This window comes from uncultured Endozoicomonas sp. (genome assembly GCF_947495845.1).
In the GTDB taxonomy this organism is placed as follows: Bacteria; Pseudomonadota; Gammaproteobacteria; order Pseudomonadales; family Endozoicomonadaceae; genus Endozoicomonas.
On the sequence record NZ_CANMAO010000016.1, the window covers coordinates 49,805 to 74,448 of the forward strand.

Sequence of the window (24,644 nt, forward strand, 5' to 3'; positions counted from 1 at the left end):
AACAATGGCAAATGATCTTCTGGATCTACCCTCAGTCTCTCCATCGGAGCTGTTACTCAGCAAGCTTCTGGGCGAGCGTCAATCCAGTATCTCAATGCCTGTTGACGGACAACCCTGGGAGCTGGCACTGAGTAACGGTGCTCCCGCAAAAGCCCCGCCGTTAAAATTACAACTGGAAGTGAACCAACAGCCAGTGACGTTTTTTACCGGTGAGGCCTTTATTGATCAAATAATGCCTGCCGATTTATCCTCCTCTGTGCTCACTTCCCTGCCAAGCGATTTAGTTCAGGCTGCGATGGAGAGCAAACTTCATGTTATTTTCCAGAGCCTTATTAATGCCACCGGCATTGCCATCAAGTTTATCAGCCTGACATCCAGTGACGGGCAATCACCTCACGCAGATTTCACCATTAACATTCAAGTGGGCGGCACCCGGTATCCGGTGTTTATGGAATCCAGCCCGATCATTTTCGAGTTAATCAAATTACTGCCTGTTCAGCATCCGACAGATCAACCGTCTGATATTCCCGTATGGGCCGGGCTGGAACTTGGGCAGGCAAAACTGTCTAAGGTGGAGGTCGAGCAACTTGGCACCGGTGACGTTGTTTTTTTCAATTACCATGTCACCGGGCAGCAGCTGATCGTCCGCATCAACCCTAAGCTAGCTTTTGTAGGTGAGGCGGAAGGGACAAAAATCACCATCAAAAGCAGGATGGATACGATGGAAGAAGATCAATTCGCCGATAACGAACAAGTCAGCCTGTCAGATCTTGAGCTGGAATTGCTTTTTGAGGTAGGTCGGCAGCAATTCAGCGCCCAGGAAATTCAGATGCTGAAGCCAGGCCATGTGTTCGACCTGGAAAGACCAATTGAACAACCAGTGAATGTTCGAGCCAATGGCAAACTTATCGCAGAGTGCCAGCTGGTGCAGGTCAATAATCGACTGGGTGCGCGTATTACCAGAATTGTGAACTGATTCTGATCACCAGAGTCACAGCAAACCTCCTTCGAGGTTAAAGGCAGCCATGGAAACCGGCGCAATTACGCTTACCAGTCCCTTTTATTTGATGCTTCCGCTGGCGCTGATTGCGCTGGTGCCATTTTTTGCCGTGATGGGGACATCCTTTTTAAAGCTGGTGGTGGTTTTTTCCATTCTTCGAAATGCCACAGGTCTTCAGCAAATCCCGCCCAATATCGCCATGAACGCACTGGCCATTATTTTAACTTTTTACATTATGGCGCCCATTGGGTTTGAAACCTGGGAGATGATTCAAGAGCAGGAGATCAGCTTTGAAATGGAAGACGCTGATCAACTATCAGAAAATATTGAACTGTTGATCACGCCCTACCGGGATTTTCTAAAAAAGAACACATCCGAGCGGGAAAGAAATTTCTTCCTGCGAACTGCTCGAAAAATCTGGCCTGAAGCCTATCAGGCCCAGCTTGATGCCGATGACCTGATTGTCCTGATGCCTTCTTTTTGCATCAGTGAGCTGACAAAAGCCTTTGAGATCGGTTTTCTGCTGTACCTGCCGTTTATCATCATTGATTTGATCGTCTCCAATATTCTCTTGGCCATGGGTATGATGATGGTCTCGCCCATGACCATATCACTGCCGTTTAAGTTGTTACTGTTCGTTCTGATTGATGGTTGGACCCGATTAATTCACGGGCTGGTGTTAAGCTATGCATGATCCCCAGATCCTGACGCTGACTGCACAGTCTCTCTGGCTGACCTTGATTCTTTCCATGCCGCCCATCATCGCGGCGACAGCCATTGGTCTGATAATCAGTCTTATTCAGGCTCTGACTCAAATTCAGGAGCAAACTCTACCTTTCGCCTTCAAACTGATCGCTGTTGTGATCAGCATCTTCCTCACTTCCCGTTGGATGGGCATAGAGCTCTACAACTTCACCATCATGATGATGAATATGATTGAAAGGCTCTGATCATGATTATTCCCATTGACGACCTGAAAGAATGGTTTTACATCCTCTCAATGGGCACCCCGAGAATCATAGCTCTGTTCACTGTTCTGCCTATATTGCATAAGCGAAACCTCGGCGGCGCCATGATTCGTAATGGCATTGCCGTCTGCCTGGTCATGTTCATGCACCCTATGCTCACCGAAACCTATTCTGGTGAAGAACCTACTATCTATAACACCGCCGGGATTGTGATCAAAGAAGCATTCATTGGTGGGATTATCGGGTTCTGTCTGGCCATTCCCTATTGGGCACTGGAGTCTGCCGGCTTTTTCATCGATAACCAACGGGGTGCATCAAGCGCCAGTATACTTAACCCATTCTCAGGGGCTGAAACCTCACCAATGGGGATTCTGTTCATGCAAGCGGTCATTGCATTGGTCATGACCAGTGGACTATTTCTGCTGATGTTGGAAGGCATCATCATTTCTTACAAAATCTGGCCGGTATTTTCTTACACGCCGCAAGTCAATCTGGGTGCTACTACCTTTTTCCTATCTCAGTTTGACATGATTATCCGGCTTTCCATGTGGCTCTCTGCGCCCGTTATTATTTGTATGTTTATCAGTGAGTTTGGTCTTGCCCTGATCAGCCGAGCGGCACCACAGCTCAACGTCTTCATTCTGGCCATGCCTATTAAATCCGCTGTTGCCTGTGCGATTCTTGTCGTTTACATGGACACGATTCTGATCCTAACCAGAAAAGAAATGATGAGCCTGCCCCAGCTGTTTGATTCCCTGGGAGTCATCTGGAAATGAGTGACGAAAAAACCGAAGACCCCACCCCCAAAAAACTCCGGGATGCCAGAGAGAAAGGACAAGTTGCTCAGAGTAAAGAGGTAACCGGTACATTCACTCTTGTGGCCGTTCTTGCTCTACTCTGGGCAAAAAGTGATGATTTTATCAGCGCCATTGAAGAAATGGTTATTCTACCTTCACAATATTATAACGAGCCTTTTGGTCAAGCCTTCAAATTAGTAACTGAAGGTCTTTTGACCAAAACAATAGACTTACTCTTGCCGCTGGTCGCTGTTACCGCCGTAGCAGCTATTGCTGGTAACATAATCCAGTTTGGCTTTCTTTTTTCCGGTGAATCCGTAAAGCCGGACATAAAAAAAATAAATCCAATAGAAGGCGCAAAGAAAATATTTGCACTAAAAAATCTTATAGAATTTATCAAATCGATTATTAAAGTTATCTTTTTATCATTTGTGGTTTATTACGTTCTTACCAGCAGCCTCAGAGATATGGTCAACATGCCTTACTGCGGTAGCAGCTGCATATTACCAATAACCGGCGTGTTGATAAAAAAGCTCCTTTTGTACTCGTTAATTGCCTTCATGGTGATTGCTGTGCTCGATTACATGTTTGAACGCTGGAATTTCATGAAGCAAAACCGGATGACGAAAGATGAAGTCAAACGGGAGCATAAGGAAAGTGAAGGCAGCCCAGAGATAAAAGGCAAGCGAAAAGAGATTCATCAGGAAATTCTGAGCCAGGCTGAAAACACAGGAAAATCTGACGTTGTTATTAAAAACCCAACTCACCTGGCCATAGGCCTGCAATACCGTCAGGGTAAAACCCCATTACCCATTGTTACTGTTAAAGGTCGAGGTGGTCATGCTCGCTTCATTATCAAAATTGCTGAAAAAGAGGGCATTCCTGTTCTTGAAAACGTCCCCCTTGCTCATGCCCTATTTCACCTGAACATTACAGATTTTATTCCGGGGGATCTCATTGAACCCGTTGCCGAAGTCTTCCGCTGGGTTCAGGAAATTAAAGAGCAGCAGGAGAAAAATGAAACACCGGCTGACGACTAACGTCAGCCATTTGAACCACTTATATCAAGCCCTTTTCTTTTGCCATCGTTAGCGCCAGATCTTCAATCATATCTTCCTGGCCGCCCACCGTTCCACGACGACCTAACTCTGCCAGAATATCCCGAGCCGATACGCCGTACTTGGCAGAGGCACGCTTAGCAAACAGCAAGAAAGAAGAATAAACGCCGGCATACCCTAGCGTTAGTGCATCACGATCAATTCGAATGGGCTGATCCATCATAGGCACTACCAAATCTTCAGCTACATCACTGATTTTATACAGATCCACGCCACTCTCGACACCCATTCTGTTCAACACCGCGACAAAGACTTCCAACGGCGTGTTCCCAGCTCCAGCACCAAGGCCCGCAGCCGAACCGTCAATTCGAGCAGCACCAGCCTCAATAGCCGACAGTGAGTTGGCAATTCCCATGCCCAAATTGTGATGACCGTGAAAGCCGATTTCAGTTTCAGGCTTAAGCTCTGAGCGTAACAAACCAATTTTCGCAGTCACTTCATCCGGCAGCATATAGCCGGCAGAGTCCGTACAATAAATGCAGTTCGCGCCATAACTTTCCATCAGCCGGGCCTGCTCCAGAATTTTCTCCGGGCTAACCATATGTGCCATCATCAAGAAGCCCACGGTATCCATGCCCATTTTCGCAGACATCCCAATATGCTGCTCTGAAACATCCGCTTCAGTACAGTGAGTAGCCACACGAATAGTGGACACGCCGAAATCTTTCGCCATTCGCAAATGATCCAGAGTGCCAATACCAGGCAGCTGTAATGCGGATACTTTGGCATTTTTCATTTTAGGAATAACGGCATCCAAATACTCTTCATCGCTGTGAGCAGGAAAACCATAGTTGACCGAGGCGCCACCCAAACCATCACCATGAGTCACTTCAATTAAAGGAATACCTGCGTCGTCCATTGCGGTGGCGATATTCACCATCTCATCCAGAGAAATTTGATGACGCTTGGCGTGCATGCCATCCCGCAGGCACATATCGTGGAGAGTGACTTTTTTTCCATTCAGGTTCATTGTTATTCTCCACGTGCCGGAAGGGTGATGGCGCCGTTAGCCGCTTCTTCAGCAAACATTTCTGCCGTTCGTAAACCCGCAGCAGTCATAATATCCAGATTACCCGCATACTTAGGCAGGAAATCACCAAGCCCTTCCACCTCCATAAACATGGTTACTCGATTACCATCGAAGACCGGACCATTAACCAGACGATAGCCCGGCACATATTTCTGAACTTCTGCCACCATATCGTGTACCGACCGGGTGATTGCCACTTGATCTGGTTCATCTTCCGTCAGACAGTGAATCGTGTCCCGCATCATTAATGGAGGTTCTGCGGGATTAATGACAATGATCGCCTTGCCTTTTTTAGCACCACCCACTTTCTCAACAGCACCAGACGTGGTTCTGGTAAATTCATCAATATTTTGTCGTGTACCTGGACCGACAGAACGTGAGGAAACCGTAGCCACAATTTCACCGTATTCTACGGTCTGTACTTGTGACACCGCTGCCACCATAGGAATGGTCGCTTGACCACCACAAGTCACCATATTCACATTCAGCTTAAGCGTTTCCGTATGCTCTTTCAGATTAACCGGTGGCACACAGAACGGGCCAATAGCCGCTGGTGTCAGATCCACCATGATCACACCAAGCTCATTTAATTTACGACTGTTCTCCCCATGGACATAGGCTGACGTCGCATCAAATGCGATGCGAATGTCGTCTTTAATCACATAAGGCAATACGCCATCAACACCTTCCGCCGAGGTATTAATTCCCATTTCACGGGCACGCTTCAATCCTTCAGACTCCGGATCTATCCCCACCATCCAAACCGGTTCAATCCACTCTGAACGCTGCATTTTCATCAATAAATCAGTACCAATATTACCTGGCCCGATAATCACGGCTTTCAATTTTTTAGTCATTATTCTTATTCTCCAAACGACACCGCAGATCGGCCAAGGCCTTCAATCTCGAGTTCCATAACATCCCCCGCCTGCACAGGTTCAAGAGGCACCAGAGAACCGGAAAGAATAATTTCCCCCGCTTTGAAGGGAATACCAAATTCACCGAGGGTATTTGCTAACCAGGCGACGGCTGTCAAAGGATTACCTTGAACCGCGGAACCCAAACCTTCGCTGATTAACTGACCATTTTTATAGACTTTCATTTGTGCTGATGGCAGGTCGATAGTTGCTGGGTCAACCTCCGTATCCCCCAATACAAACACTCCGCAAGAAGCGTTATCTGCCACTGTGTCCTGAATATTGATTTGCCAGTTATGAATCCGTGAGTCTACGATTTCGAAGCAAGGCATGACACACTCTGTTGCCTCCAGAACATCCTGTTCTGTGATGCCCGGACCAACCAAATCTTGTTTCAATTTAAATGCAATTTCCCCTTCTGCACGGGGTTGAATTAACTTATTTTCTGAGCAAGAAATGGTGTCACCGTTTTTGAACCACATCTCTTCTGTGATAAAACCAAAATCCGGCTGGTGTACATTGAGTATGTCTTGAACCGCTTTGGAGGTCACACCAATCTTTTTCCCAATAACCCGATCTCCAGACTCTACCCGTCGTTTAACCACATAAAGGGAAATGTGATACGCATCCTCTACCGTGATATCGCTCTCACGGCTGGTTAATGGTTCAACGGTTTTTCCTGTCGTAAGAGCCCTATAAAGCTCATCGCCATACTTCACTCTGCTCTGATTATCCATTGTGTTCTTATTCTTATTGAAATTTCCAGTTACAAGCATTCTTCCAATGGCACGGTACAGTTTCATCGTCCAACAAGACTAATACAGCCCGAAATCGAATCAGTAACATCTCTAGGAGGCTGACCGAGAATAGGTTGCGCTACGCGGCAACTGCTCCTGCGTTGCTCTAGCTCCTGCATCCATGCAGTCGTGCGTGGTAGTAAACTGGTCTAAAAATTCCGTTTTGTTCAGCAAATAGCACCACTATTCACTTCACAAAACAGAATTTCTATCCTCAATTTTCTACCATCCTCGCTACGGGCGCTATTCTCAGTCAGCCTCCTACAACGATATTTAGAGATCAAGGCAGGATGTCGAATGAACAACCCATTGGATTTTTCAGGCAAAGTAGTACTTGTCACCGGCGGTGGTAAAGGTGTTGGTAAAGGAATTTCTGAACGCTATCTCGAACAGGGAGCCAGTGTCGTTATCTGTGGTCGGAGGGAGCCAGAAGAACTACCAGCAGCAAAAGATCAAAACGGAAATATTAATACTGCAACCTTTTTCTCCTGTGATGTCCGCGACCTCGAGCAAGTCGATACGCTAATTCACTCAACCATCGAACAATTTGGCCGCCTGGATGTATTGGTCAATAACGCCGGTGGTGCACCCCATGCGGATGCGGCGACTGTTTCTCCACGGTTTTCTGAATCTATTCTTAGATTAAACCTGATCGCTCCCTTGAACCTCTGCCAAAAAGCTAATGCTGTCATGCAGAAGCAGGCTGAGGGTGGAAACATAATCAATATCTGTAGTGTAAGTGCTAAAAGACCATCGCCAGGCACCGCCGCGTACGGTGCTGCAAAAGCCGGATTATTAAACCTATCTCAATCTTTGGCGGTGGAATGGGCGCCGAAAGTGCGGGTTAATGCTGTAACTGCAGGACTGATCCGGACGGAGCAGTCACATCTTCATTATGGGGACGAAGAAGGTATTTCAAATGTAGCAAAAACGATTCCATTACAACGGATGGCAAACACCAGCGATATCGGTGACACCTGCCTTTATTTAGCTTCTCCTCTTGCATCTTATGTCAGCGGTGCGGATATCACAGTACACGGTGGAGGCGAGAAACCCGCATTTCTCAATACTTCCGACAACTGAGTACTATACAAACACTAAAAGGGTAGAAGAGATTTCCACCCTTTTGATTAACTACTAAGCAACTTCAAACAGCCCTGCAGCCCCCATCCCACCACCAATACACATGGTAGTAACCACATACTTCACACCACGACGCTTACCTTCCAGTAACGCATGGCCCACCATCCGGGCACCGGACATACCAAATGGATGACCAATCGCAATGGCTCCACCATTCACATTCAGGGTCTCATCAGGAATGCCCAATTGATCACGGCAATAAATGACCTGACAGGCAAAGGCTTCGTTCAATTCCCATAAGCCAATGTCGTCCATTTTCAGACCATGACGTTTCAACAGTTTTGGTATGGCGAAAACAGGGCCAATTCCCATTTCATCAGAAGCGCAACCCGCCACCGCAAGGCCACGATAAATACCCAACGGCTCAAGCCCTTTCTGTTCAGCCAATTTGCTGCTCATCAGTACAGAAGCCGATGCACCATCCGACAACTGAGAAGCATTACCCGCAGTAATAAAACGCCCTTCTTTAATTCTACGACCATCTTTCCAGACCGGCTGTAAGCTGTTTAGGCTTTCCAGTGTTGTGCCAGGTCGGTTACATTCATCTCGATTCAGTAGCACCTCTTCATAGGTAACTTCTTTGGTCTCTTTATTAAATACACTTTTCACCGATGTCATTGGAACAATTTCATCTGAAAACAGCCCGAGCTCCTGCGCTCTGGCGGTTCTCAACTGACTTTGCAGGCTGTATTCATCCTGCGCTTCCCGGGAAATTCCATACCGCTCAGCCACCACTTCAGCCGTTTCAATCATTGGCATATACGCTTCAGGATCAAATCCAGTTACTGTCGTCGAAACATTTCGATAGGTATTTTTGTGCTTATTTTGCACCAGTGAAATGGATTCAAGCCCACCAGCAACCGCAATATCAAGCTCATCACACATAATACTTTTTGCGGCAGTGGCAATGGTCATCAAGCCTGAAGAACATTGTCGCTCCATTGCCATACCCGGAACCGAAGCAGGCAAACCACCAGCAATGGCACATAAACGACCAAGGTTATAAGACTGGGTGCCCTGTTGTGCTGCCGCGCCAATCAACACATCATCCACTTCACCGCATTCGATACCCGCACGCTTGACCGCTTCACGAACAACATGCCCACCCATGGCCGGTGCTTCGGTGTCATTAAATGCACCTCGAAACGCTTTCCCTATCGCGGTACGAGCCGTTGAAACAATAACAGCATCTTTCATTATTTTTATTCCTGTATGCATTGTTTTTTTTATTTAGGGTCTATTGACGTTTTGTTGCGAGTCTCAGTGGCTCAGAAAAACGTCAACCGCGCGAAAGGGTTGCGCCGTGCGTAGTCATTCTACGCCAAGCAAGCCTGACAAAGCGGGTGGCGTTTTTCTGAGTCACCCGAAGGGCGGTTCAGGGTGTCCCTCATGCCCTCGGGTATGATCCGCTGAGCACGCAACGAAACGTCAATAGACCCTAGGGTAATAGCGGGAAATAGTGTCTACGACACAGGCCGGCCGGGCTTCATTTTCAATCTCAACCGTTACACGAACCGTTGATTGAAGTCCGCCCTTTACCTCTTCTACTTTAATTAACTCACCAACACCGCGCACTTTGGAGCCGACTTTGACACTGTTTGGAAATCGAATTTTATCCGTGCCATAGTTCACGCCCATGCTGACACCCTGAACATCCATAATCTCCGGCAAAAACAGATTCACCAGAGATAGCGTCAAGTAACCATGGGCAATGCAGGCACCAAACGGCCCTTCTTTTGCCCGTGCAGGATCAACGTGAATCCATTGGTGATCGCCTGTTGCTTCCGCAAACAGATTGATACGATCCTGATCAATAGTCAGCCACTGACTTTCACCCAGCACTTGCCCTACTTTATCTTTCAACTCATAAGGCGTTTTGAAAATAGTCGTCATTACTACGCCCTCTGACTGCTGGCAGAAATCACTTCTCCAGCCATATAGGAGCTGTAATCACTGGCGAGGAACATCATGATATTGGCAATTTCCCAAACCTCCGCTGCACGACCAAAGGCTTCTTTTGATGCCAACTGTTCCAACAAATCCTGTGGGGCTGACTTACGAAGAAAATCGTGAAGGGCGATGCTTGGGCTGACCGCATTTATTCGGATGCCGTGCTCCGCCGCCTCCAATGCTGAGCACCGGGTTAATGCCATTACGCCGGCCTTTGCGGCGGCATAATGCGCTTGTTCTTTTTGCGCCCGCCAGCCGAGCACTGAAGCGTTGTTCACGATAACGCCCTGTTTTCTAGCCATCATTTTTGGCAAGATTGCCCGAGTCATGCGCATGGTGCCCGTCAACGTGACATCCAATACACGGTTCCACTCCGCATCTTCCATCTCAATAATCAGCTTTGAGCCACCAAGACCTGCATTATTAATTAACACATCCACGCCTTGCATTTGCTCTTCTGCTTCTGCAACCAACGCCTGAACCTGCGACTCATCTGTGACATTACACACCTGCGTGTAAATGGCTTCTAGGCCTGTGGCTGCTTTGATTTTTTCTGCCGCGTCATTCAAACGTCCATCGTGAATATCGCTGATCATCAATGCACGACATCCTTCTTCTGCTGCTCTGAGCACCGCAGAAAAACCAATACCCGCACCTGCAGCTGCAGTAATTAATACGGACTTCCCTTTCAGCAGCTGATGCCCCTGAACATATTCCGGGTTCAACATAACTTTACTCCCGATGTTGTTATTGTAATTAACGCGTTATTTTGGGTTCTTTCGGCATACCCAGAGCACGCTCTGCAATTATGTTTTTCTGTATTTCGTTACTGCCGCCATAAATAGTGTCGGAGCGAGTGAATAGAAACAGCGATTGCAAACGAGTCAGCTCATAAGGGCCTCTATCCAGTAGTTCGGCTTCTGGACCAAGAACATCCATAGCCAATTTGCCCAGTTCTGCATGCCAGGTTGCCCAGTGCAGTTTGTAAATCATTGCTTCCTGTCGCAGCGCCCCATCCTGCTCACCGGAAAGCATACGTAATGCGTTGTAGCGCATAATCCGCAGGCCAATCCATGCATTAGCAATTCTTTGTCGTATAGCAGGGTCTTCAGCAGCGCCATTGGTTTTTGCAATGCGGATAATGTCATCCAGCTCATTCTTGAACTGCATTTGCTGACCAAGGGTTGATACCCCTCGTTCAAACCCCAGTAACGCCATGGCTATTTTCCAACCATCACCGGGCTTGCCAATAATATTGGCAGCATCTGTCACCGCCTGGTCAAAAAACACTTCATTAAATTCAGAAGTACCCGTCAACTGTTCAATAGGTTGTACAGTGACTCCCATCTGATCCATGGGCACCAGTAAAAATGAAAGCCCTTTATGCCCTTGGCTACCCGGTTCAGTTCGGGCAATGACAAAACACCAATCCGCCTCATGGGCTAATGAAGTCCATACCTTTTGCCCATGAATCTCCCACCGTCCTTGTTCTGTATTCAATACCGCCCGGGTTTTCACATTTGCCAGATCTGAACCAGCGCTTGGTTCAGAGTAGCCCTGACACCAATATTCCGTGCCGTTTACGATACCCGGAAGAAATCGCTGCTTCTGCTCTTTGGTGCCAAAGGCAATAATCGTTGGCCCAGCTAACCCTTCGCCAATATGCCCCATATGACCGGGACCACCCGCACGGGCATATTCTTCATTGAAGATAACCTGCTGATTGATAGACAACCCACGTCCACCATAATCTTGCGGCCAGCCAACACAAAGCCAGCCCGCCTGTGCCATATGCTGTTCCCATTGCTTTCGCTCTTCGGGATACCTATGTTCATCACCAGGTCCACCTCGAAAGCGCAGCTGCTCAAATTCACCGCACAAGTTCTCTTTAAGCCAATCCGCAACCTCCCTGCGAAATACTTCATCTTCCGGGCTGAAACTGATTTTCATACATCGCTCCTTGCTGCAGAGCTATCCAGCAACTGACTGGCGATTCGCTCACGATGCAAGTCACCAGCACCAAGAAATTGCTCTGAAGATCGAGCGCGCTTGAAGTACAGATGGGGATCATATTCCCAGGTGAATCCAACACCGCCGTGGAGCTGAATAGATTCTGCAGCACAATGGAAAAAGGTATCGGAACAATAGGCTTTCGCCAGAGAAGCGGCTTGCAACAACTCATCACTGATTTTCGACGAATCGCCTGCTGTGTTTGACCGTTCAGAGAGGTATTCATCCGCCACACAGGCGGCGTAATATACGGCAGACGTTGCACACTCAACCTGTAACATCATATCCGCGGCTCGATGCTTAATGGCCTGAAAGCTGGCGATAGGGCGATTGAACTGAACTCTTTCCTGAGTGTAATCAATGGTGAGATCCATCACCTGCCGGGCACCACCAAGTTGCTCTGCAGCAGAGGCAATGGACGACAATTGCAGTACCTTTTCCAAGGCTGGCCAGCCGGCACTTTCCTCACCGCCAAGACAGCAATCAGCACTGACAAATAAACCATCAATATCGACTCTTGCCAGTTTACGCGTCTGATCCATAGTTGGCGTCCACTGTCTTTTAATGCAGTCCTGATCTCCAGCGATAACAAACAGCCGAATGCCATCTTCTATTGAAACGCCTTTCTCTCTTGCCGCCAGAATCAGTACATTCGCTGTATGTCCATCTGACACATAATGCCAACTCCCCGAAAGCACATAACCATCGCCCTCTTTACGGGCATGAGACTGCACACTCGCAGAGCCCCATTGTCGGTTTTCTTGAGTATCCTCACTGGATATAAAGCCCAGAGAAACCGTTGAACGTCCTTCAGCGATCTCGGGTAACCAACGCTGTTTCTGCTCTTCGCTGGCAACAACCAGCAGGGCATTAACACCAAGGGCAACGGTCGAAAGGAACGGTGAGCAAAACAATCTTTTGCCCATCTCTTCCAGAATGATCGCCAGTTCCACATAACCAAGCCCGAGGCCACCATAAGCTTCCGGTATATGCAGCGCCTGCCAGTACATGTCTCTGCAGAGTCCAGACCAAACCCCAGGGTCATAGCCCTGCTCTGTAGACATCACACGGCGTACGTCTGCTGATGTTGAAATATTTTGTAAATAGCCTGCAGCAGACTCACGGATCATTGCCTGCTCTTCAGTAAAAGCAAACTCCATTGCCAGCATCTCTTATGATTTTTATTGCTGACTAATGTGGCCTGAAACAAAGGGCAAGGTAATCGTCCATACGAACGATTGCCTTGTTTCCACTATTCTGATCAAACGTTATTGCTGAACTGAACCAGATATATGAACTTTGTCGGTTGTTTATGGTCAGAGCAATGTGATTGATAGAACACACTGAGACATTCATGCTCTCGCTGAGAAATTTAACCCTCACCCCTCGCAGGACTGCCTATACTCCAAAAGTTCAATCTGCCAGGCTATTATTGGTAAACCATTATGAAGAGATATTTAAACGCGATAGCCTTATCAACGGCCATGCTAATAACCGCTAACAACATCGCCTATGGTTATACTGACAAAGCCGTCAATCATCAAAAACCATCAGCGATTTCAAATGAGGCGATATCCAGAGATTATGAAGAGCAGCTGGATGACTATGAAAAAGACGCCCTTAAATCAACCATCATGCAGATGTTCGAAAAGTTAAATACATTTAACTTTCAGGAGTTCACCGCTTTTTTCCCAAAGGACTCCCTGAATCTATTAAAACATCAGGTCTTATCTCACGCTGAAGGCAAAGTGTTTAATCACATTTTCCCAGAAGGCAAAGGTGCTGCACGAGCACTGTCCCCTTCGGACTTTTTTAGCCGAATTGTTTCCAAGTCCAAATTGAATGTTGGTATCACTCGCCCTTATGAGATCAACGTTTCACCTGAATTAACAGTAAACTCCAATGTTGAAGGTGACATTGTCACAGTGACCGCTATCTTTCCGGATTCATACAATACAGGCCACGAGAACCGTTCAGAAATACTGACATTTAGGAAACAAGGTGGAGAATGGCGACCTGAACCACCGGACTTTATTCTATCCAGCTTCCGTTATGACTTGCTTGAGGATTTTGCAAGGCAACACATCTACTTTCCCTTCTCACCCTTCATCACCGAAGGATTTAAAATCATCTACAATGAAGTACCTTGATTAGAGTCGTCTATGGTTCAGCATAGGCACATGCGCCCCACTGAATAAGGTGATCGCAAAAACTTTCAACCAACTCGTTCCCATGCTCCAGCATGGGAACGAGATTACAGCACCTGTACTTGCTCACCCCTTAATCAGGGAATTTAACTTTCACATCGTCACTTAACGGCCTCGCCTGACAAGCCAGAGTCCAACCTTTTTCCAGCTCTTTATCGGATAACACATCATTCTGAGCAAGCTGGGTTTCACCACGTTCTACGGTACACATACAGGCGCCACACATACCTTCTTCACAAGAAGCGGGGGGCTCAAGCTCGGCTTTATACAAAGCCTCCAACAATGTATCCCCTTTTTCGTATGGGATTTCATAGGTTTCACCGTCCAGCACGGCCTCAAACTGAACGGTATTAGAACTTTCCGCCGCTGCTTTTGCCTGTTGGACAACAGCCTCCGTCTGATCAGGATCTGGAGGTGAGACAAATCGTTCGGTATGAATACGATCTTCAGGCTCACCCAGCCCGATGAGCGCTGACTCAACCGTATCCATAAATGGGCCAGGGCCACAAATGAAGTATTCACCATGTCGATACCCGTCCATCAGCTGACAAACCATGGGCTGCGTCAGAAAGCCATGGACTGAATCGAGAATATGCACCACTTCCAGACGATCAATATGTTCGGCAGCAATCGCCTTCAACTCATCTTTGAAAATAACTGATCGATCATCGCGATTTGCGTAAATCAATTTTATCTTTCTATCCGTTGTTTCCAACGCCGATTTCAGAATGGAAAACACCGGGGTAATCCCTGAGCCGCCACCAAAAAGCACAATATCCCCAGCGGGCGTTTTATCATTCAGGCAGAACAAACCCGCTGGCGTCATCACCTCTATCTGATCACCGGCCTTTACGTAATCATTAATCCAATTGGATATACGACCATCATCAACACGTTTGATGGTTACCTTGTGCTCTGAATCTCTATGAGGTGAACTGGCCAGAGAGTAACAGCGGGTTAACTGCTTACCATCGTATGGCACCTTTAAGGTGAGAAATTGTCCGGGAAGATAGGCAAACTTTGCCTTTTTTTCCTCTGGAATGTTGAATATAACGGACTTACTGTCATGGGTTTCTTCAATGACGGCAGTTACTTCCAGACGATGGTAGCGCTGATCGGTTGATATCTCCTGCGCCGAAGCCTCTGAACTGCTCATACTTTATTCCTGTACTTGTATTGGATTAGTCATTATTTGTCTATTCAGGCAGCAACACTTTGCTTAGGGGATTGTTGTTCCGACGTCGTATAACGACCATCCACATAAATCAGAGGGTTCACTTCATGACTGTTTTGAATCGCACTAATTCGACCAATGTAAATAGTATGTGTGCCATAGTCGTATTTACCATCCTGCTGACAAACAAGCACCGACTGAGCATCAGACAGAAAAGGAATTCCATCCCTGTTTTCCTCCCAGTTCCCGGTTAAAAAACGATCCTCCCCATGGGCTTTACCACCACACATCACCGATACTGCTTCCTGCTCACGACTGAGAATATTCACACAAAAATCTCTGCCTTCTTCAAGCAAGTCATGCATTGCCGTTGAGCGATTAACACACACCAAAAGTGCGGGAGGGTCCATTGAAAGAGAAGTCACCGCTGTTGCAGCCATGGCGTGACGCTGCTGCCCGTTAGCGGTAGAAATGATGGTCACGGAACTGGCCAGACGACGCATTGACTGAAGCATTTGTTCTTTCAACGATTCGTTCGGATTGGATACGTTCATGTTCGGCTCACAGGTCATATTTACAAAGATAATGACCGGAGCCTTTAGGGCGCTCATCGTCCAAGGAGACTAAGAGATTTTAAGATTCAACCTGATGAATCATCACCCTTCTTATCTGTCTTCTCAGGTTCAATAATCAGCGCCCCATCCTGAACATCAAAAGCAACGCTGCCCCACTTTTCTGACCAGCTATCTAATCGGGTAGCCAATTCCTGATTATTGTGCAGTGAGATCAACGGTACATTGACCAGCTTGTTGTGCAGTGCTTTTTGAAAACTTTCAATAATTACCGCTTTGAAAATCGCCACTTCCAAGTCCAGATTGGCTTCCATAAACTCAATCTGATCCATATGAATGGTTTGATCTTCCGGTGAATACGTCAACTGGGTAAAGCCACTGATCTGAAGCGGAACTTTTTCCATGACAACACCGCCAAACACATCTGCATCCAGCTTACCGTTAATATGAAACATTAATGGTTTACTGTCACCCTGAAGGAAAACCTGAGGGGTTTCCAGATACAACTGGACATTCATCACCGGCATCATATCCATGGTGCAGATCTGCGGTGATAGAAATCCGTTATTCACCAACGCTTGCAATGATTCCTGATTAAACGACACCCGGTCACTGGAAGAACATCCTGCCAGTAATATTACCATGCAACCGCACACCATTTTCAGAAACCCATCAGCGGGTAAGACACGATTCAACATATGCACCGCCGTTGTTGATTTTATAAGTTCACTGACATTGATCTTGGATAGCCATCGCCTGCCAGGCGATAGCTCCTGCAGGCGACAGATTTCAGGCATGATACTCAGACACTCAGGCCATTTCTCAAAGGCAATCGAATAGTGACCTCCAACCCGGGGTTAGCATTACGTGCAACAATACTGCCATTGTGTTGAGTCACTGCGCTGCTGGCGATGGCCATGCCAAGCCCCGTACCGTCATTCTCTTTGCCCCGGGTTTCATCCACCCGAAAAAAGGGTTCGAAGAGATCAGTCAACGCAGACTCAGGAACCCCTGGCCCATAATCACGTATCTTGATAACAGCAGAACCATTCTCCCTGAGAAGATAGACCTCAACCTCCGAGTCTTGGGGTGTAAATCGAATAGCATTGCGAATAATGTTTTCAATGGCACTGGAAAGAAATTCACGCACAGCCACCAACGATATATCCGACGACGCTTTTAATACGACGGCTTTCTCATAAGCCTGTGCTTCGAAATCACCATCATCCACCAGCGTTTTCACGATGTTTTCCAGCGATATTTTCTCACAGGCCATATTGGCAACATTATGCTGAATCCGGGAGAAGTGAATAATCTGACCAATCAATTGATCCAGCCGTTCAATTTCCCGTTCTATGCGTGCATGTTCAGCTTCTGCTTCTGGCGTCTTACGTCGAGCCAGCGCCAAAGAAATCTGCAATCGAGTCAATGGCGATCGCAGCTCGTGGGACACATCCCGGAGCAATCGCTCTTTGGCAAACACCAGCGAGCCAACCTGCTCTGCCATGTGGTCAAAGTCTCGAGCCAGCTCACCCAGCTCATCTTTACGATGGGCAACTTTGCCACCTACCCGGGCTTCAAGATCACCGCGGGCCAATCGCCTTGACGCTCTTTGCAAGTTACGAATCGGGCCGACCAGATAGCGGGCCAGAATCACGCACAAAAAGAAGCTGACACCAAGCGCCAGAACAATTAACGGCCAACGACTGGCAATCACCTGTTTCACCCGCCAATGCACCAGAACCGGCATTTCTTTGGTCAGATACAACTCATAAGGCGCAGCATTCAGAGTAATACGTTTCGGGCCAACCACCACAACACCACTTCGAAAAGTGATGGTGGGATCCTGCTTATCCCGGGTTTTGTTGTAGGCTGAAATCAACTCTTCAGAAATCGAAGCGCTTCCCAGTACATTCCCTTCTGTATCGAAAAGGTAGTAACCGCTACCCGGAAAATGTGGGATCGGCAAATGCACAGAGGTTCTGGAGAGCAACTCCATTTTCTTGGCTGCTATCTCCAGTTCCTGATGCAATGCCCGCCGTTCGGACAGAAAATCAGAAGGATCAACGGTGACCGCAAACGCGAGAAACAGCGTCACCAGCATGGCGATCATGGTCAACCAGAACCACAGAAAGATTTTCCAGAAAAGGCTGTGCCATTGCCAAATTTCCAGCCCGGGAATACGCAGTCGTAAAATACGAAGCCGCCGCATAGCGGAAAACAATTTCATGGCAGAATGTAAAAGTAGCCGGAACCACGAACGGTTTTAATTCTCGGACTGCCGTCTGGGCGGGTGCCGATTTTCTTGCGCACATTACTCACGTGCATATCGATGGCACGATCATACAGAGTCAGTTTGCGGTTCAATGCGATCTGAGTGAGGTCGTCCCGGGAGATTAATTCACCGGCTTTTTCAATCAGCGTTTTTAATACCAAAAATTCCGTGGCGGTTAGCTCCAGAGGTTCGCCGGAAATAGCCGCTTCACGATTGGCCAGATTCAGCGCGATATCATCAATCTGCAGGGTTTTGCTGGTGCCTTCCGGAATCAGCGGCGTACGGCCACGGCGCAGAATGGCCTTTATTCTGGCCACCAGCTCCCGGTGATTGTAAGGTTTTGGCAGGTAATCATCCGCACCGAATTCCAGGCCGATAATTCGATCCACGTCGTCACCACGGGCGGTGAGCATCATGACAGGCGTATTGGACTGCTGTCGAATTTGTTTCAACGCATCAAAGCCATTCAGTTTGGGCAGAGTGACATCCAGCAGCACCAGATCCTGATCACCGGACAATGCCGCGGCAACACCGGCTTCGCCGTCATGAACCGCAGTAACAGTAAACCCTTCGGTAGCCAGATACTCGACCAGCAACTCACAGAGTTCAATATCATCATCAATCAGCAATAGCTTGCCATCGGTTTTGCTCATTGCATTCATAGGAAAAAATGCTCCTGTAAAAAAAGCCCCCGCCGGGGGAGACGGGGCAATGGTACAGCTTGCGATGTCTGTAGGGGAATAGCCAGAGGGTAACGCCAACAACGGTAAAAGGACTTTTTACGCAAATCACCTGTGAGTTGCTATCCTGTAACCAATCTGCTGAGCCAGTGAAGCTCATGTTTCACTGGTTTGTCACCCCTCTTTTTAATGCCATTTCAGTTTATGGACTCACATATCAACTGGGTAAATAGATCCGGTAAAAGCAGTGTAAAGTCCTGCGCAATAGGCGCTGACTCCGTAAACAATTTGCCAACTTCGGTTTTCCACATAGCGATAGTGGAACAAAACACCTACTATCCTTCGCACTTTGCAATTCAGCACCTATACCCAAAGGATTTCAAGTGGCTACGCGGCGGCAAGAGAGCGAAGCCCCGTGAGCCTAAAAATAGTAGGCGATCGGGGTGAGCGAGCGCAGCCAACAAAGTAGCAACTTGAAAGGCGACGGGTATATTTCATTGCCATGTACACCCCTCCCCGCAACAGGTGTCACTTATACACCTCCGTTGTTTACATATATGTGCAGTGTGCAATGGCAGGATAGAACAATTTTGTCCTTTAGCGACCGGCCACCCTGCTGGCGGCTAAGTGGGTTGTTGAGAAATAACCCTTTATGGAGCTATCAATGATCAAAAAAATTTCGCATTTCACCCCACGCAAATGGCTGCCCCTGAGCGCACTGGCAACATCGTTTCTTTTGCTGGCAGGCTGTGGCGATGATCAGAAATCCCAACATGCGCAAATGCCGCCTCCGGCGGTATCGGTTTACAATGTTGTTGAACAGGAAGTGGGGGATTACTACGAATACGTAGGCCGCTCTGAAGCCGTTAACACCGTTGATATTCGTGCCCGGGTCGAAGGTTTTCTGGTAAAGCGGAATTTTGTGGAAGGCGGTATGGTTGAAAAAGATCAGCTGCTTTATGAAATTGACCGTGCACCGTTTGAAGCAACGCTCAAAGGCGCGGAAGCGCAATTGGCCAGTAGTCGTGCCAGCCTGACCAATGCCCGTAAGAATCTTGAGCGGGGTAAAGATCTGGTGAAAAAAGGCGCTATCAGCCAGTCCGATTTCGATCTGCAGACCAGTACTGAAGCTCAAGCGCTGGCCTCCGTAGAATCAGCAAAGGCGAACCTTGAATCTGCTCGATTGAATCTGGGTTACACCCGTATCACAGCGCCCTTCAAAGGTGAGATCGGAAAGTCTACCTACAGTGTTGGTAACCTGGTCGGACCAAGCAGCGAACCACTGGCCACACTTACCAGCATGGATCCTATATACGTCACTTTTCAGGTGGATGAACGACAGTTGATCACTCATCTGTCTGACAACCCTACCTCAATAACCGATGCCACATCCGAAGCCATTGACACGCCATTAGAAGACAAAGGCAGTTTTGATCTGACGCTGAAACTCCCCAACGGCAAAGAATATAACCAGCCAGGCACCTTCAGCTTTGCGGACACCCAAGTAGACCAAACCATGGGCACACTGACGCTGCGAGCGTCTTTCCCTAATCCTCAGGGCATCATTCTGCCAGGTCTTTATGTCACCCTGCAGGCTGAAAGCAAAGAAAAAACACTGCTGCCACTGATCCCTCAAGCCTCCGTTCAACAAAATCAAGCCGGCTTCTTTGTTCTGGTGGTCAAACCAGATAATACGGTCGAGAGCCGCCAGGTTGAACTGGGTCGACGGATCAATGCCATGTGGGTGGTCAAATCCGGCTTAAAAACCGGCGAACATATTATTGTTCAAGGTCTGCAAAAGGTGCGCGCTGGCGGTAAGGTCACCCCAACCGTTGTTGACCTGAACATCACCACCGGCACGATTACGGTGAAAACCTCCAGCAAGCAGGAACAGGTTCACTGAGATGATCAGCCAGTTTTTTATTGACCGGCCCAAGTTCGCATTCGTCATCTCGATTGTGATCACCCTTGTGGGCCTTATTTCTCTGAGTACATTACCGGTAAGCCAATTCCCGGAAATTACGCCGCCCCAGATTTCCATCACCGCGACATACCCCGGCGCCGATTCGGAAACGCTGGAATCCGCCGTTATGCGCCCGATTGAAGATCAGGTAAACGGCGTTGAAGGTATGATCTATATGGACTCCACTGCCTACAACAATGGCAGTGTCTCCATTACGGTCACCTTTGAAGCCGGCGTTGACCAGGATATTGCCATGGTCAATGTCCAGAACCGGGTGTCTGCCGCAGAGCCAAAGCTGCCGGAACAGGTTCGGCGACTGGGCATCAACGTACGTAAACAGTCGTCTAATATGCTATTAGGTGTAAACCTGCTTTCCCCCGATGGTACATTTGATGAAATTTATCTGAGTAACTATGCCAGTAATTACATCACTGACTCCATGACCCGTATCAACGGGGTTGCTAAAGCCGAAGTAATGGGTGCAATGACCTACAGTATGCGCGTATGGATGAACCCAACCCGCATGGCTTCTCTCGGTGTTACCGCCTCCGATATCAGCAATGCCGTCAGTGAGCAAAACGCCATCGTTGCTGCCGGCCAGCTGGGTCAGGCACCTAACCAGCCCGACCAACAGTTTACCTATACCATCCGAACACGGGGTCAGCTGGACTCAGCAGAAGGCTTCGGCAACATCATTATCCGGGCTAATCCTGACGGGTCATTTGTACGCATTAACGACGTTGCCCGTGTAGAGCTAGGCTCCCAAAGCTATTCTGGTGTTGCCAAAATAGACAATATGCCAACTACCTTTCTGGTTATCTATCAGCAGCCAGACGCCAACGCTATGGATGTGGCAGAAAACGTCAAGGCCATTATGGAAGATCTGAGCAAAGACTTCCCGGAAGGTATGGAATACGCCATCAAATTTGATACCACTGAATTCATCAGCGCCTCCATTGATGAAGTGGTTCAGACCCTGTTTGAAGCCGTTCTACTGGTAATTCTGGTGGTATTCCTGTTCTTGCAGAACTGGCGCGCCACGCTGATTCCCGCCATTGCCATTCCGGTCTCCCTGATCGGTACCTTTGCAGTCATGAAAGCCATTGGTTTCTCCATTAACACCATCAGCTTATTTGGTCTGGTTCTCGCCATTGGCGTAGTGGTAGACGACGCGATCGTTGTTATCGAAAACGTCGAGCGTCTGATAACCAAAGAAGGTATGGAACCAAAGGCCGCGGTCAGCCAAGCCATGAAGGAGGTGTCGGGCCCTATTGTCGCCACCACTCTGGTGCTGCTGGCGGTCTTTGTCCCGGTTGCCTTTATGCCCGGTATCACCGGCGGCCTCTATACACAGTTTGCCGTCACTATATCTGTAGCAGTTCTGATTTCATCCATCAACGCCCTGACACTAAGCCCTGCTCTGTGCTCCGTGCTGTTGAAAAAAGACACATTGCAACAAATCACCTGGCTAAAACCCATAGACACCTTCATTACCAAACTGACCGGCGGATACCAGAGCTGGGTGCGGATACTGCTTCGGAGAACGGTTCTCGGTGTCGGTCTTCTGGGAATTATGCTCGCTGCCACCGGCTACCTGTTTACCGCCACGCCGGGCGGTTTTGTGCCTAATGAAGATCAGGGCTTTTTTGCCGTGAACATTCAGCTTCCCGATGCGGCATCACTGAACAGAACCGAAGCGTTGATGGAAGAGATTACCAATATTGTCCGCACCGAAAAAGGCGTGGAAAGTGTAATCACTATATCGGGCTTCAGTATCTTCAGCGGCTCCAGCAGTAACGCCGCACTGGCGATTGTCGTACTCGAACCCTGGGCTGACCGGGCAAGCCCTGAACTGCACCAGGATGCGATTTTACAACGAACACAGGCGAAGCTCTGGGGTGTTCAGGAAGCGCAAATCATGGCCTTTGCCTTCCCGCCGATTCCCGGCCTTGGCAATTCTGGAGGCTTTGATTTCCGCCTTCAAGACACCATGGGGCGCTCTCCACAGGAACTGGCGCAGGTGCTTAATGGTTTGATTTATCAGGCCAATCAACAACCAGAACTGGCTCAGGTATTTTCTACCTGGCAGGCAAACGTACCGCAATACTTTCTGGAAGTAGATCGAAATAAGGCCAAAGCTCAGGACGTTTCTCTTTCCGATATTTTCATGACTCTGCAAACCCAACTGGGCTCTTTATACGTCAATGACTTCACATTGCTCGGCCAGAACTATCAGGTAAACCTGCAGGCAGAAAGTATTGACCGTGCCGACCCGTCGGATCTGAGTAAATTCTATGTGCGCAATAGCCAGGGACAAATGGTGCCACTAACTACCATGGCTACCCTGACGCCAGTTCTCGGCCCAAGCAGCATTGGTCATTACAACATGTACCAGTCCACCAATATCAGTGGTCAGTCGGCGCCTGGTTACAGTTCTGGTGATGCTATCAACGCCATGGCAAGATTGGCGGACAACCTGCCAACCGGTTACACCTACGCCTGGTCCGGTCAGTCCCTTCAGGAGATTGAAGCAGGCAACCTGGCGCCTATGTTGTTTGCCATGTGCTTCCTGTTTGCCTACCTGTTCCTGGTAGCTCAATATGAAAGCTGGACATTGCCTCTGGCCATCATCAGCGCCGTGCCTATCGCTACCTTCGGTGCGTTTGCTGGTATTAATATCATGCGTTACTTCAATCCGATTCTGGCTAACGATATCTATGCCCAAATCGGTATGGTTCTGTTAATCGGTATTGCCGCCAAAACCGCCATTCTGATTGTCGAATTTGCCATGGTGCAACGCCGGGAAGGCAACAGCATCTTTGACTCGGCGCTCAATGCTGCAGGCCTGCGATTCCGTGCGGTATTGATGACTGCGTTGTCATTTATTCTGGGCGTTATGCCTCTGGTATTAGCGTCTGGTGCTGGCGCTGCGAGTCGTCAGATCATTGGTATTACGGTGAGCTCTGGTATGCTGGCGGCAACTATCTTTGGTACCTTGCTGATACCAGTGTTCTATCTTCTGCTGCAGAAGATGCGGGAGCACTTTAATCCGGATAAAGCGAATAGTTAATAGTACAAAAGCAAATCATTAAAAGGCCATCACATAAGATGGCCTTTTTCATTCACCTTTGAATAAAAAAGCTCAAGTAGCCGTTACCCTTACTCTTCTGCTACGATCAAGCCAGCCACTCCTGAAGTCAATTTAAGAAAACATACTATGGAAGTCACACTGCTCTCGTCAGCTACGCTGATTGTGCTCGGCCTTCTTGCCGGAGCCATCAATACTCTGGCCGGTGGTGGCTCAAACCTGACGCTTCCTGCCTTGATGATCATGGGCATGCCCGCCGACATTGCCAATGCCAGTAATCGCGTCGGTATTTTTCTACAAAGCCTGACGGGTGCTATCGGTTTCAAAAAGCACAATCGCCTGGAAACCACAGAAATCATGCCCATGATGGTGCCTACGCTGCTCGGCGGCATTGCCGGAGCACTCACCGCATCTTACAGTCCGGAGTCTTTACTGAAGCCGATGCTTTTGGGCGCGATGATCATCATGAGCCTGATTATGGTGATACGCCCGGCAATGATTGTCCCGGATATGGACACCATTCCATTAAAAGTATCTGAGTCAAAAAAAGGATGGGCTGGTCTTGCCATTGCCGGATTTTATGGAGGCTTTGTTCAGGCGGGTGTTGGTTTTATTCTTCTTGCCGCCGTCTGTGGGGTGCTTCGATATGACCTGGTACGGGGAAACGCGCTTAAGTTGGTTTGCACACTGGCGTTCACTACGATTGCTCTGATTGTATTCATTGCCCGAGGGCAGGTTGATTGGGTTCCTGCTCTGATTTTATCCGTTGGTTTTATTATTGGTGCCCATCTTTCAGTCAAATTTGCGATCACGGCAAAATCTGAAACCTTAAAACAGATTCTTCTGATCATGACGCTTGTCGGTTGTGGTGCCGCCCTATTATTTTAAGGCGGATGTCATAACTGGACTGAGCCAAGCCCCCATACCTGCTCTGCTAAACAGAGCAGGTATGGGG

The 24,644-nt window shown here is 48.2% G+C and carries 23 protein-coding genes; 10 read left to right on the top strand and 13 right to left on the bottom strand.

Annotated elements, in window-relative coordinates:
• Positions 1 to 4: 4 nt before the first annotated feature.
• Genes sctQ through sctU form a run of 5 tightly spaced genes read left to right on the top strand, consistent with a single transcriptional unit; the run spans position 5 to position 3,805 of the window.
• On the top strand, positions 5 to 976 hold the full coding sequence (gene sctQ, locus Q1B11_RS12030; RefSeq protein WP_299732815.1) for a type III secretion system cytoplasmic ring protein SctQ: 972 nt from the start codon (positions 5 to 7) through the stop codon (positions 974 to 976).
• 49 nt (positions 977 to 1,025) lie between these two features.
• Positions 1,026 to 1,694: a type III secretion system export apparatus subunit SctR gene (sctR, locus tag Q1B11_RS12035; protein ID WP_067520324.1), complete on the top strand. Its 669-nt coding sequence runs from the start codon at positions 1,026 to 1,028 to the stop codon at positions 1,692 to 1,694.
• Positions 1,687 to 1,950, top strand: coding sequence for a type III secretion system export apparatus subunit SctS (gene sctS / locus Q1B11_RS12040; RefSeq protein WP_067520326.1), 264 nt, complete (start codon positions 1,687 to 1,689; stop codon positions 1,948 to 1,950). The genes sctR and sctS overlap by 8 nt, the downstream gene beginning before the upstream one ends.
• A 2-nt stretch (positions 1,951 to 1,952) precedes the next feature.
• Entirely contained in the window at positions 1,953 to 2,744 is a 792-nt protein-coding gene (gene sctT, locus Q1B11_RS12045) for a type III secretion system export apparatus subunit SctT (RefSeq protein WP_299732824.1), read from the top strand.
• On the top strand, positions 2,741 to 3,805 hold the full coding sequence (gene sctU / locus Q1B11_RS12050) for a type III secretion system export apparatus subunit SctU (protein ID WP_299732827.1): 1,065 nt from the start codon (positions 2,741 to 2,743) through the stop codon (positions 3,803 to 3,805). Before sctT ends, sctU begins: the two co-directional genes overlap by 4 nt.
• A gap of 19 nt (positions 3,806 to 3,824) precedes the next feature.
• Here sctU and dmpG read toward each other — a convergent pair whose 3' ends face one another.
• The 3 genes from dmpG to Q1B11_RS12065 are packed head-to-tail and all read right to left on the bottom strand — an operon-like array spanning position 3,825 to position 6,567.
• Positions 3,825 to 4,853 (bottom strand): 4-hydroxy-2-oxovalerate aldolase, encoded by a 1,029-nt coding sequence (dmpG, locus tag Q1B11_RS12055; protein ID WP_299732830.1) that lies wholly within the window; start codon positions 4,851 to 4,853, stop codon positions 3,825 to 3,827.
• Between the two features lie 2 nt (positions 4,854 to 4,855).
• Complete coding sequence (locus Q1B11_RS12060) at positions 4,856 to 5,770, bottom strand: acetaldehyde dehydrogenase (acetylating) (RefSeq protein WP_299732833.1); 915 nt, start codon at positions 5,768 to 5,770, stop codon at positions 4,856 to 4,858.
• Between the two features lie 5 nt (positions 5,771 to 5,775).
• Complete coding sequence (locus Q1B11_RS12065) at positions 5,776 to 6,567, bottom strand: fumarylacetoacetate hydrolase family protein (protein ID WP_299732836.1); 792 nt, start codon at positions 6,565 to 6,567, stop codon at positions 5,776 to 5,778.
• A gap of 357 nt (positions 6,568 to 6,924) precedes the next feature.
• On the opposite strand from Q1B11_RS12065, the gene Q1B11_RS12070 reads away from it, so the two are divergent.
• Positions 6,925 to 7,710 carry an SDR family oxidoreductase gene (locus Q1B11_RS12070; protein ID WP_299732839.1) on the top strand — a complete coding sequence of 262 codons (786 nt, stop codon included), beginning with the start codon at positions 6,925 to 6,927 and terminating at the stop codon, positions 7,708 to 7,710.
• A gap of 54 nt (positions 7,711 to 7,764) precedes the next feature.
• Here Q1B11_RS12070 and Q1B11_RS12075 read toward each other — a convergent pair whose 3' ends face one another.
• From Q1B11_RS12075 to Q1B11_RS12095, 5 genes are all read right to left on the bottom strand, one after another.
• Positions 7,765 to 8,967 carry an acetyl-CoA C-acyltransferase gene (locus tag Q1B11_RS12075; protein WP_299732842.1) on the bottom strand — a complete coding sequence of 401 codons (1,203 nt, stop codon included), beginning with the start codon at positions 8,965 to 8,967 and terminating at the stop codon, positions 7,765 to 7,767.
• Positions 8,968 to 9,198: 231 nt separating this feature from the next.
• The gene (locus Q1B11_RS12080) at positions 9,199 to 9,663 is read right to left on the bottom strand and encodes a MaoC family dehydratase (RefSeq protein WP_299732846.1); all 465 of its coding nucleotides are present in this window, start codon (positions 9,661 to 9,663) and stop codon (positions 9,199 to 9,201) included.
• 2 nt (positions 9,664 to 9,665) lie between these two features.
• Positions 9,666 to 10,448: an SDR family oxidoreductase gene (locus Q1B11_RS12085; RefSeq protein ID WP_299732848.1), complete on the bottom strand. Its 783-nt coding sequence runs from the start codon at positions 10,446 to 10,448 to the stop codon at positions 9,666 to 9,668.
• 28 nt (positions 10,449 to 10,476) lie between these two features.
• On the bottom strand, positions 10,477 to 11,670 hold the full coding sequence (locus Q1B11_RS12090) for an acyl-CoA dehydrogenase family protein (protein WP_299732850.1): 1,194 nt from the start codon (positions 11,668 to 11,670) through the stop codon (positions 10,477 to 10,479).
• Positions 11,667 to 12,890 (bottom strand): acyl-CoA dehydrogenase family protein, encoded by a 1,224-nt coding sequence (locus Q1B11_RS12095; RefSeq protein ID WP_299732852.1) that lies wholly within the window; start codon positions 12,888 to 12,890, stop codon positions 11,667 to 11,669. The genes Q1B11_RS12090 and Q1B11_RS12095 overlap by 4 nt, the downstream gene beginning before the upstream one ends.
• Before the next feature lie 285 nt (positions 12,891 to 13,175).
• On the opposite strand from Q1B11_RS12095, the gene Q1B11_RS12100 reads away from it, so the two are divergent.
• Entirely contained in the window at positions 13,176 to 13,880 is a 705-nt protein-coding gene (locus Q1B11_RS12100; RefSeq protein ID WP_299732854.1) for a hypothetical protein, read from the top strand.
• 130 nt (positions 13,881 to 14,010) lie between these two features.
• Here the strand turns inward: Q1B11_RS12100 and Q1B11_RS12105 are convergent, their stop codons facing one another.
• From Q1B11_RS12105 to Q1B11_RS12125, 5 genes are all read right to left on the bottom strand, one after another.
• Entirely contained in the window at positions 14,011 to 15,093 is a 1,083-nt protein-coding gene (locus Q1B11_RS12105) for a ferredoxin--NADP reductase (RefSeq protein WP_299732857.1), read from the bottom strand.
• 44 nt (positions 15,094 to 15,137) lie between these two features.
• Positions 15,138 to 15,665: a flavin reductase family protein gene (locus tag Q1B11_RS12110; protein WP_299732860.1), complete on the bottom strand. Its 528-nt coding sequence runs from the start codon at positions 15,663 to 15,665 to the stop codon at positions 15,138 to 15,140.
• Between the two features lie 86 nt (positions 15,666 to 15,751).
• Positions 15,752 to 16,480 carry a hypothetical protein gene (locus tag Q1B11_RS12115; protein ID WP_299732863.1) on the bottom strand — a complete coding sequence of 243 codons (729 nt, stop codon included), beginning with the start codon at positions 16,478 to 16,480 and terminating at the stop codon, positions 15,752 to 15,754.
• A 5-nt stretch (positions 16,481 to 16,485) separates the two neighbouring features.
• Positions 16,486 to 17,913 carry an ATP-binding protein gene (locus Q1B11_RS12120; protein WP_299732866.1) on the bottom strand — a complete coding sequence of 476 codons (1,428 nt, stop codon included), beginning with the start codon at positions 17,911 to 17,913 and terminating at the stop codon, positions 16,486 to 16,488.
• Positions 17,910 to 18,620 (bottom strand): response regulator, encoded by a 711-nt coding sequence (locus Q1B11_RS12125; RefSeq protein ID WP_366139460.1) that lies wholly within the window; start codon positions 18,618 to 18,620, stop codon positions 17,910 to 17,912. The genes Q1B11_RS12120 and Q1B11_RS12125 overlap by 4 nt, the downstream gene beginning before the upstream one ends.
• A 682-nt stretch (positions 18,621 to 19,302) precedes the next feature.
• Here Q1B11_RS12125 and Q1B11_RS12130 point away from each other — a divergent pair.
• From Q1B11_RS12130 to Q1B11_RS12140, 3 genes are all read left to right on the top strand, one after another.
• The gene (locus tag Q1B11_RS12130) at positions 19,303 to 20,541 is read left to right on the top strand and encodes an efflux RND transporter periplasmic adaptor subunit (protein ID WP_299732869.1); all 1,239 of its coding nucleotides are present in this window, start codon (positions 19,303 to 19,305) and stop codon (positions 20,539 to 20,541) included.
• Between the two features lies 1 nt (position 20,542).
• Positions 20,543 to 23,671, top strand: a complete 3,129-nt coding sequence (locus Q1B11_RS12135; RefSeq protein WP_299732872.1) for a multidrug efflux RND transporter permease subunit — start codon at positions 20,543 to 20,545, stop codon at positions 23,669 to 23,671.
• 147 nt (positions 23,672 to 23,818) lie between these two features.
• Positions 23,819 to 24,577, top strand: a complete 759-nt coding sequence (locus tag Q1B11_RS12140; RefSeq protein WP_299732875.1) for a sulfite exporter TauE/SafE family protein — start codon at positions 23,819 to 23,821, stop codon at positions 24,575 to 24,577.
• Positions 24,578 to 24,644 lie beyond the last annotated feature (67 nt).

Coding starts and splice junctions, on each gene's coding strand:
- sctQ (WP_299732815.1), top strand. CDS start 5: ATGGCAAATGATCTTCTGGATCTACCCTCAGTCTCTCCATCGGAGCTG.
- sctR (WP_067520324.1), top strand. CDS start 1,026: ATGGAAACCGGCGCAATTACGCTTACCAGTCCCTTTTATTTGATGCTT.
- sctS (WP_067520326.1), top strand. CDS start 1,687: ATGCATGATCCCCAGATCCTGACGCTGACTGCACAGTCTCTCTGGCTG.
- sctT (WP_299732824.1), top strand. CDS start 1,953: ATGATTATTCCCATTGACGACCTGAAAGAATGGTTTTACATCCTCTCA.
- sctU (WP_299732827.1), top strand. CDS start 2,741: ATGAGTGACGAAAAAACCGAAGACCCCACCCCCAAAAAACTCCGGGAT.
- dmpG (WP_299732830.1), bottom strand. CDS start 4,853: ATGAACCTGAATGGAAAAAAAGTCACTCTCCACGATATGTGCCTGCGG.
- Q1B11_RS12060 (WP_299732833.1), bottom strand. CDS start 5,770: ATGACTAAAAAATTGAAAGCCGTGATTATCGGGCCAGGTAATATTGGT.
- Q1B11_RS12065 (WP_299732836.1), bottom strand. CDS start 6,567: ATGGATAATCAGAGCAGAGTGAAGTATGGCGATGAGCTTTATAGGGCT.
- Q1B11_RS12070 (WP_299732839.1), top strand. CDS start 6,925: ATGAACAACCCATTGGATTTTTCAGGCAAAGTAGTACTTGTCACCGGC.
- Q1B11_RS12075 (WP_299732842.1), bottom strand. CDS start 8,967: ATGAAAGATGCTGTTATTGTTTCAACGGCTCGTACCGCGATAGGGAAA.
- Q1B11_RS12080 (WP_299732846.1), bottom strand. CDS start 9,663: ATGACGACTATTTTCAAAACGCCTTATGAGTTGAAAGATAAAGTAGGG.
- Q1B11_RS12085 (WP_299732848.1), bottom strand. CDS start 10,448: ATGTTGAACCCGGAATATGTTCAGGGGCATCAGCTGCTGAAAGGGAAG.
- Q1B11_RS12090 (WP_299732850.1), bottom strand. CDS start 11,670: ATGAAAATCAGTTTCAGCCCGGAAGATGAAGTATTTCGCAGGGAGGTT.
- Q1B11_RS12095 (WP_299732852.1), bottom strand. CDS start 12,890: ATGGAGTTTGCTTTTACTGAAGAGCAGGCAATGATCCGTGAGTCTGCT.
- Q1B11_RS12100 (WP_299732854.1), top strand. CDS start 13,176: ATGAAGAGATATTTAAACGCGATAGCCTTATCAACGGCCATGCTAATA.
- Q1B11_RS12105 (WP_299732857.1), bottom strand. CDS start 15,093: ATGAGCAGTTCAGAGGCTTCGGCGCAGGAGATATCAACCGATCAGCGC.
- Q1B11_RS12110 (WP_299732860.1), bottom strand. CDS start 15,665: ATGAACGTATCCAATCCGAACGAATCGTTGAAAGAACAAATGCTTCAG.
- Q1B11_RS12115 (WP_299732863.1), bottom strand. CDS start 16,480: ATGCCTGAAATCTGTCGCCTGCAGGAGCTATCGCCTGGCAGGCGATGG.
- Q1B11_RS12120 (WP_299732866.1), bottom strand. CDS start 17,913: ATGAAATTGTTTTCCGCTATGCGGCGGCTTCGTATTTTACGACTGCGT.
- Q1B11_RS12125 (WP_366139460.1), bottom strand. CDS start 18,620: ATGAATGCAATGAGCAAAACCGATGGCAAGCTATTGCTGATTGATGAT.
- Q1B11_RS12130 (WP_299732869.1), top strand. CDS start 19,303: ATGATCAAAAAAATTTCGCATTTCACCCCACGCAAATGGCTGCCCCTG.
- Q1B11_RS12135 (WP_299732872.1), top strand. CDS start 20,543: ATGATCAGCCAGTTTTTTATTGACCGGCCCAAGTTCGCATTCGTCATC.
- Q1B11_RS12140 (WP_299732875.1), top strand. CDS start 23,819: ATGGAAGTCACACTGCTCTCGTCAGCTACGCTGATTGTGCTCGGCCTT.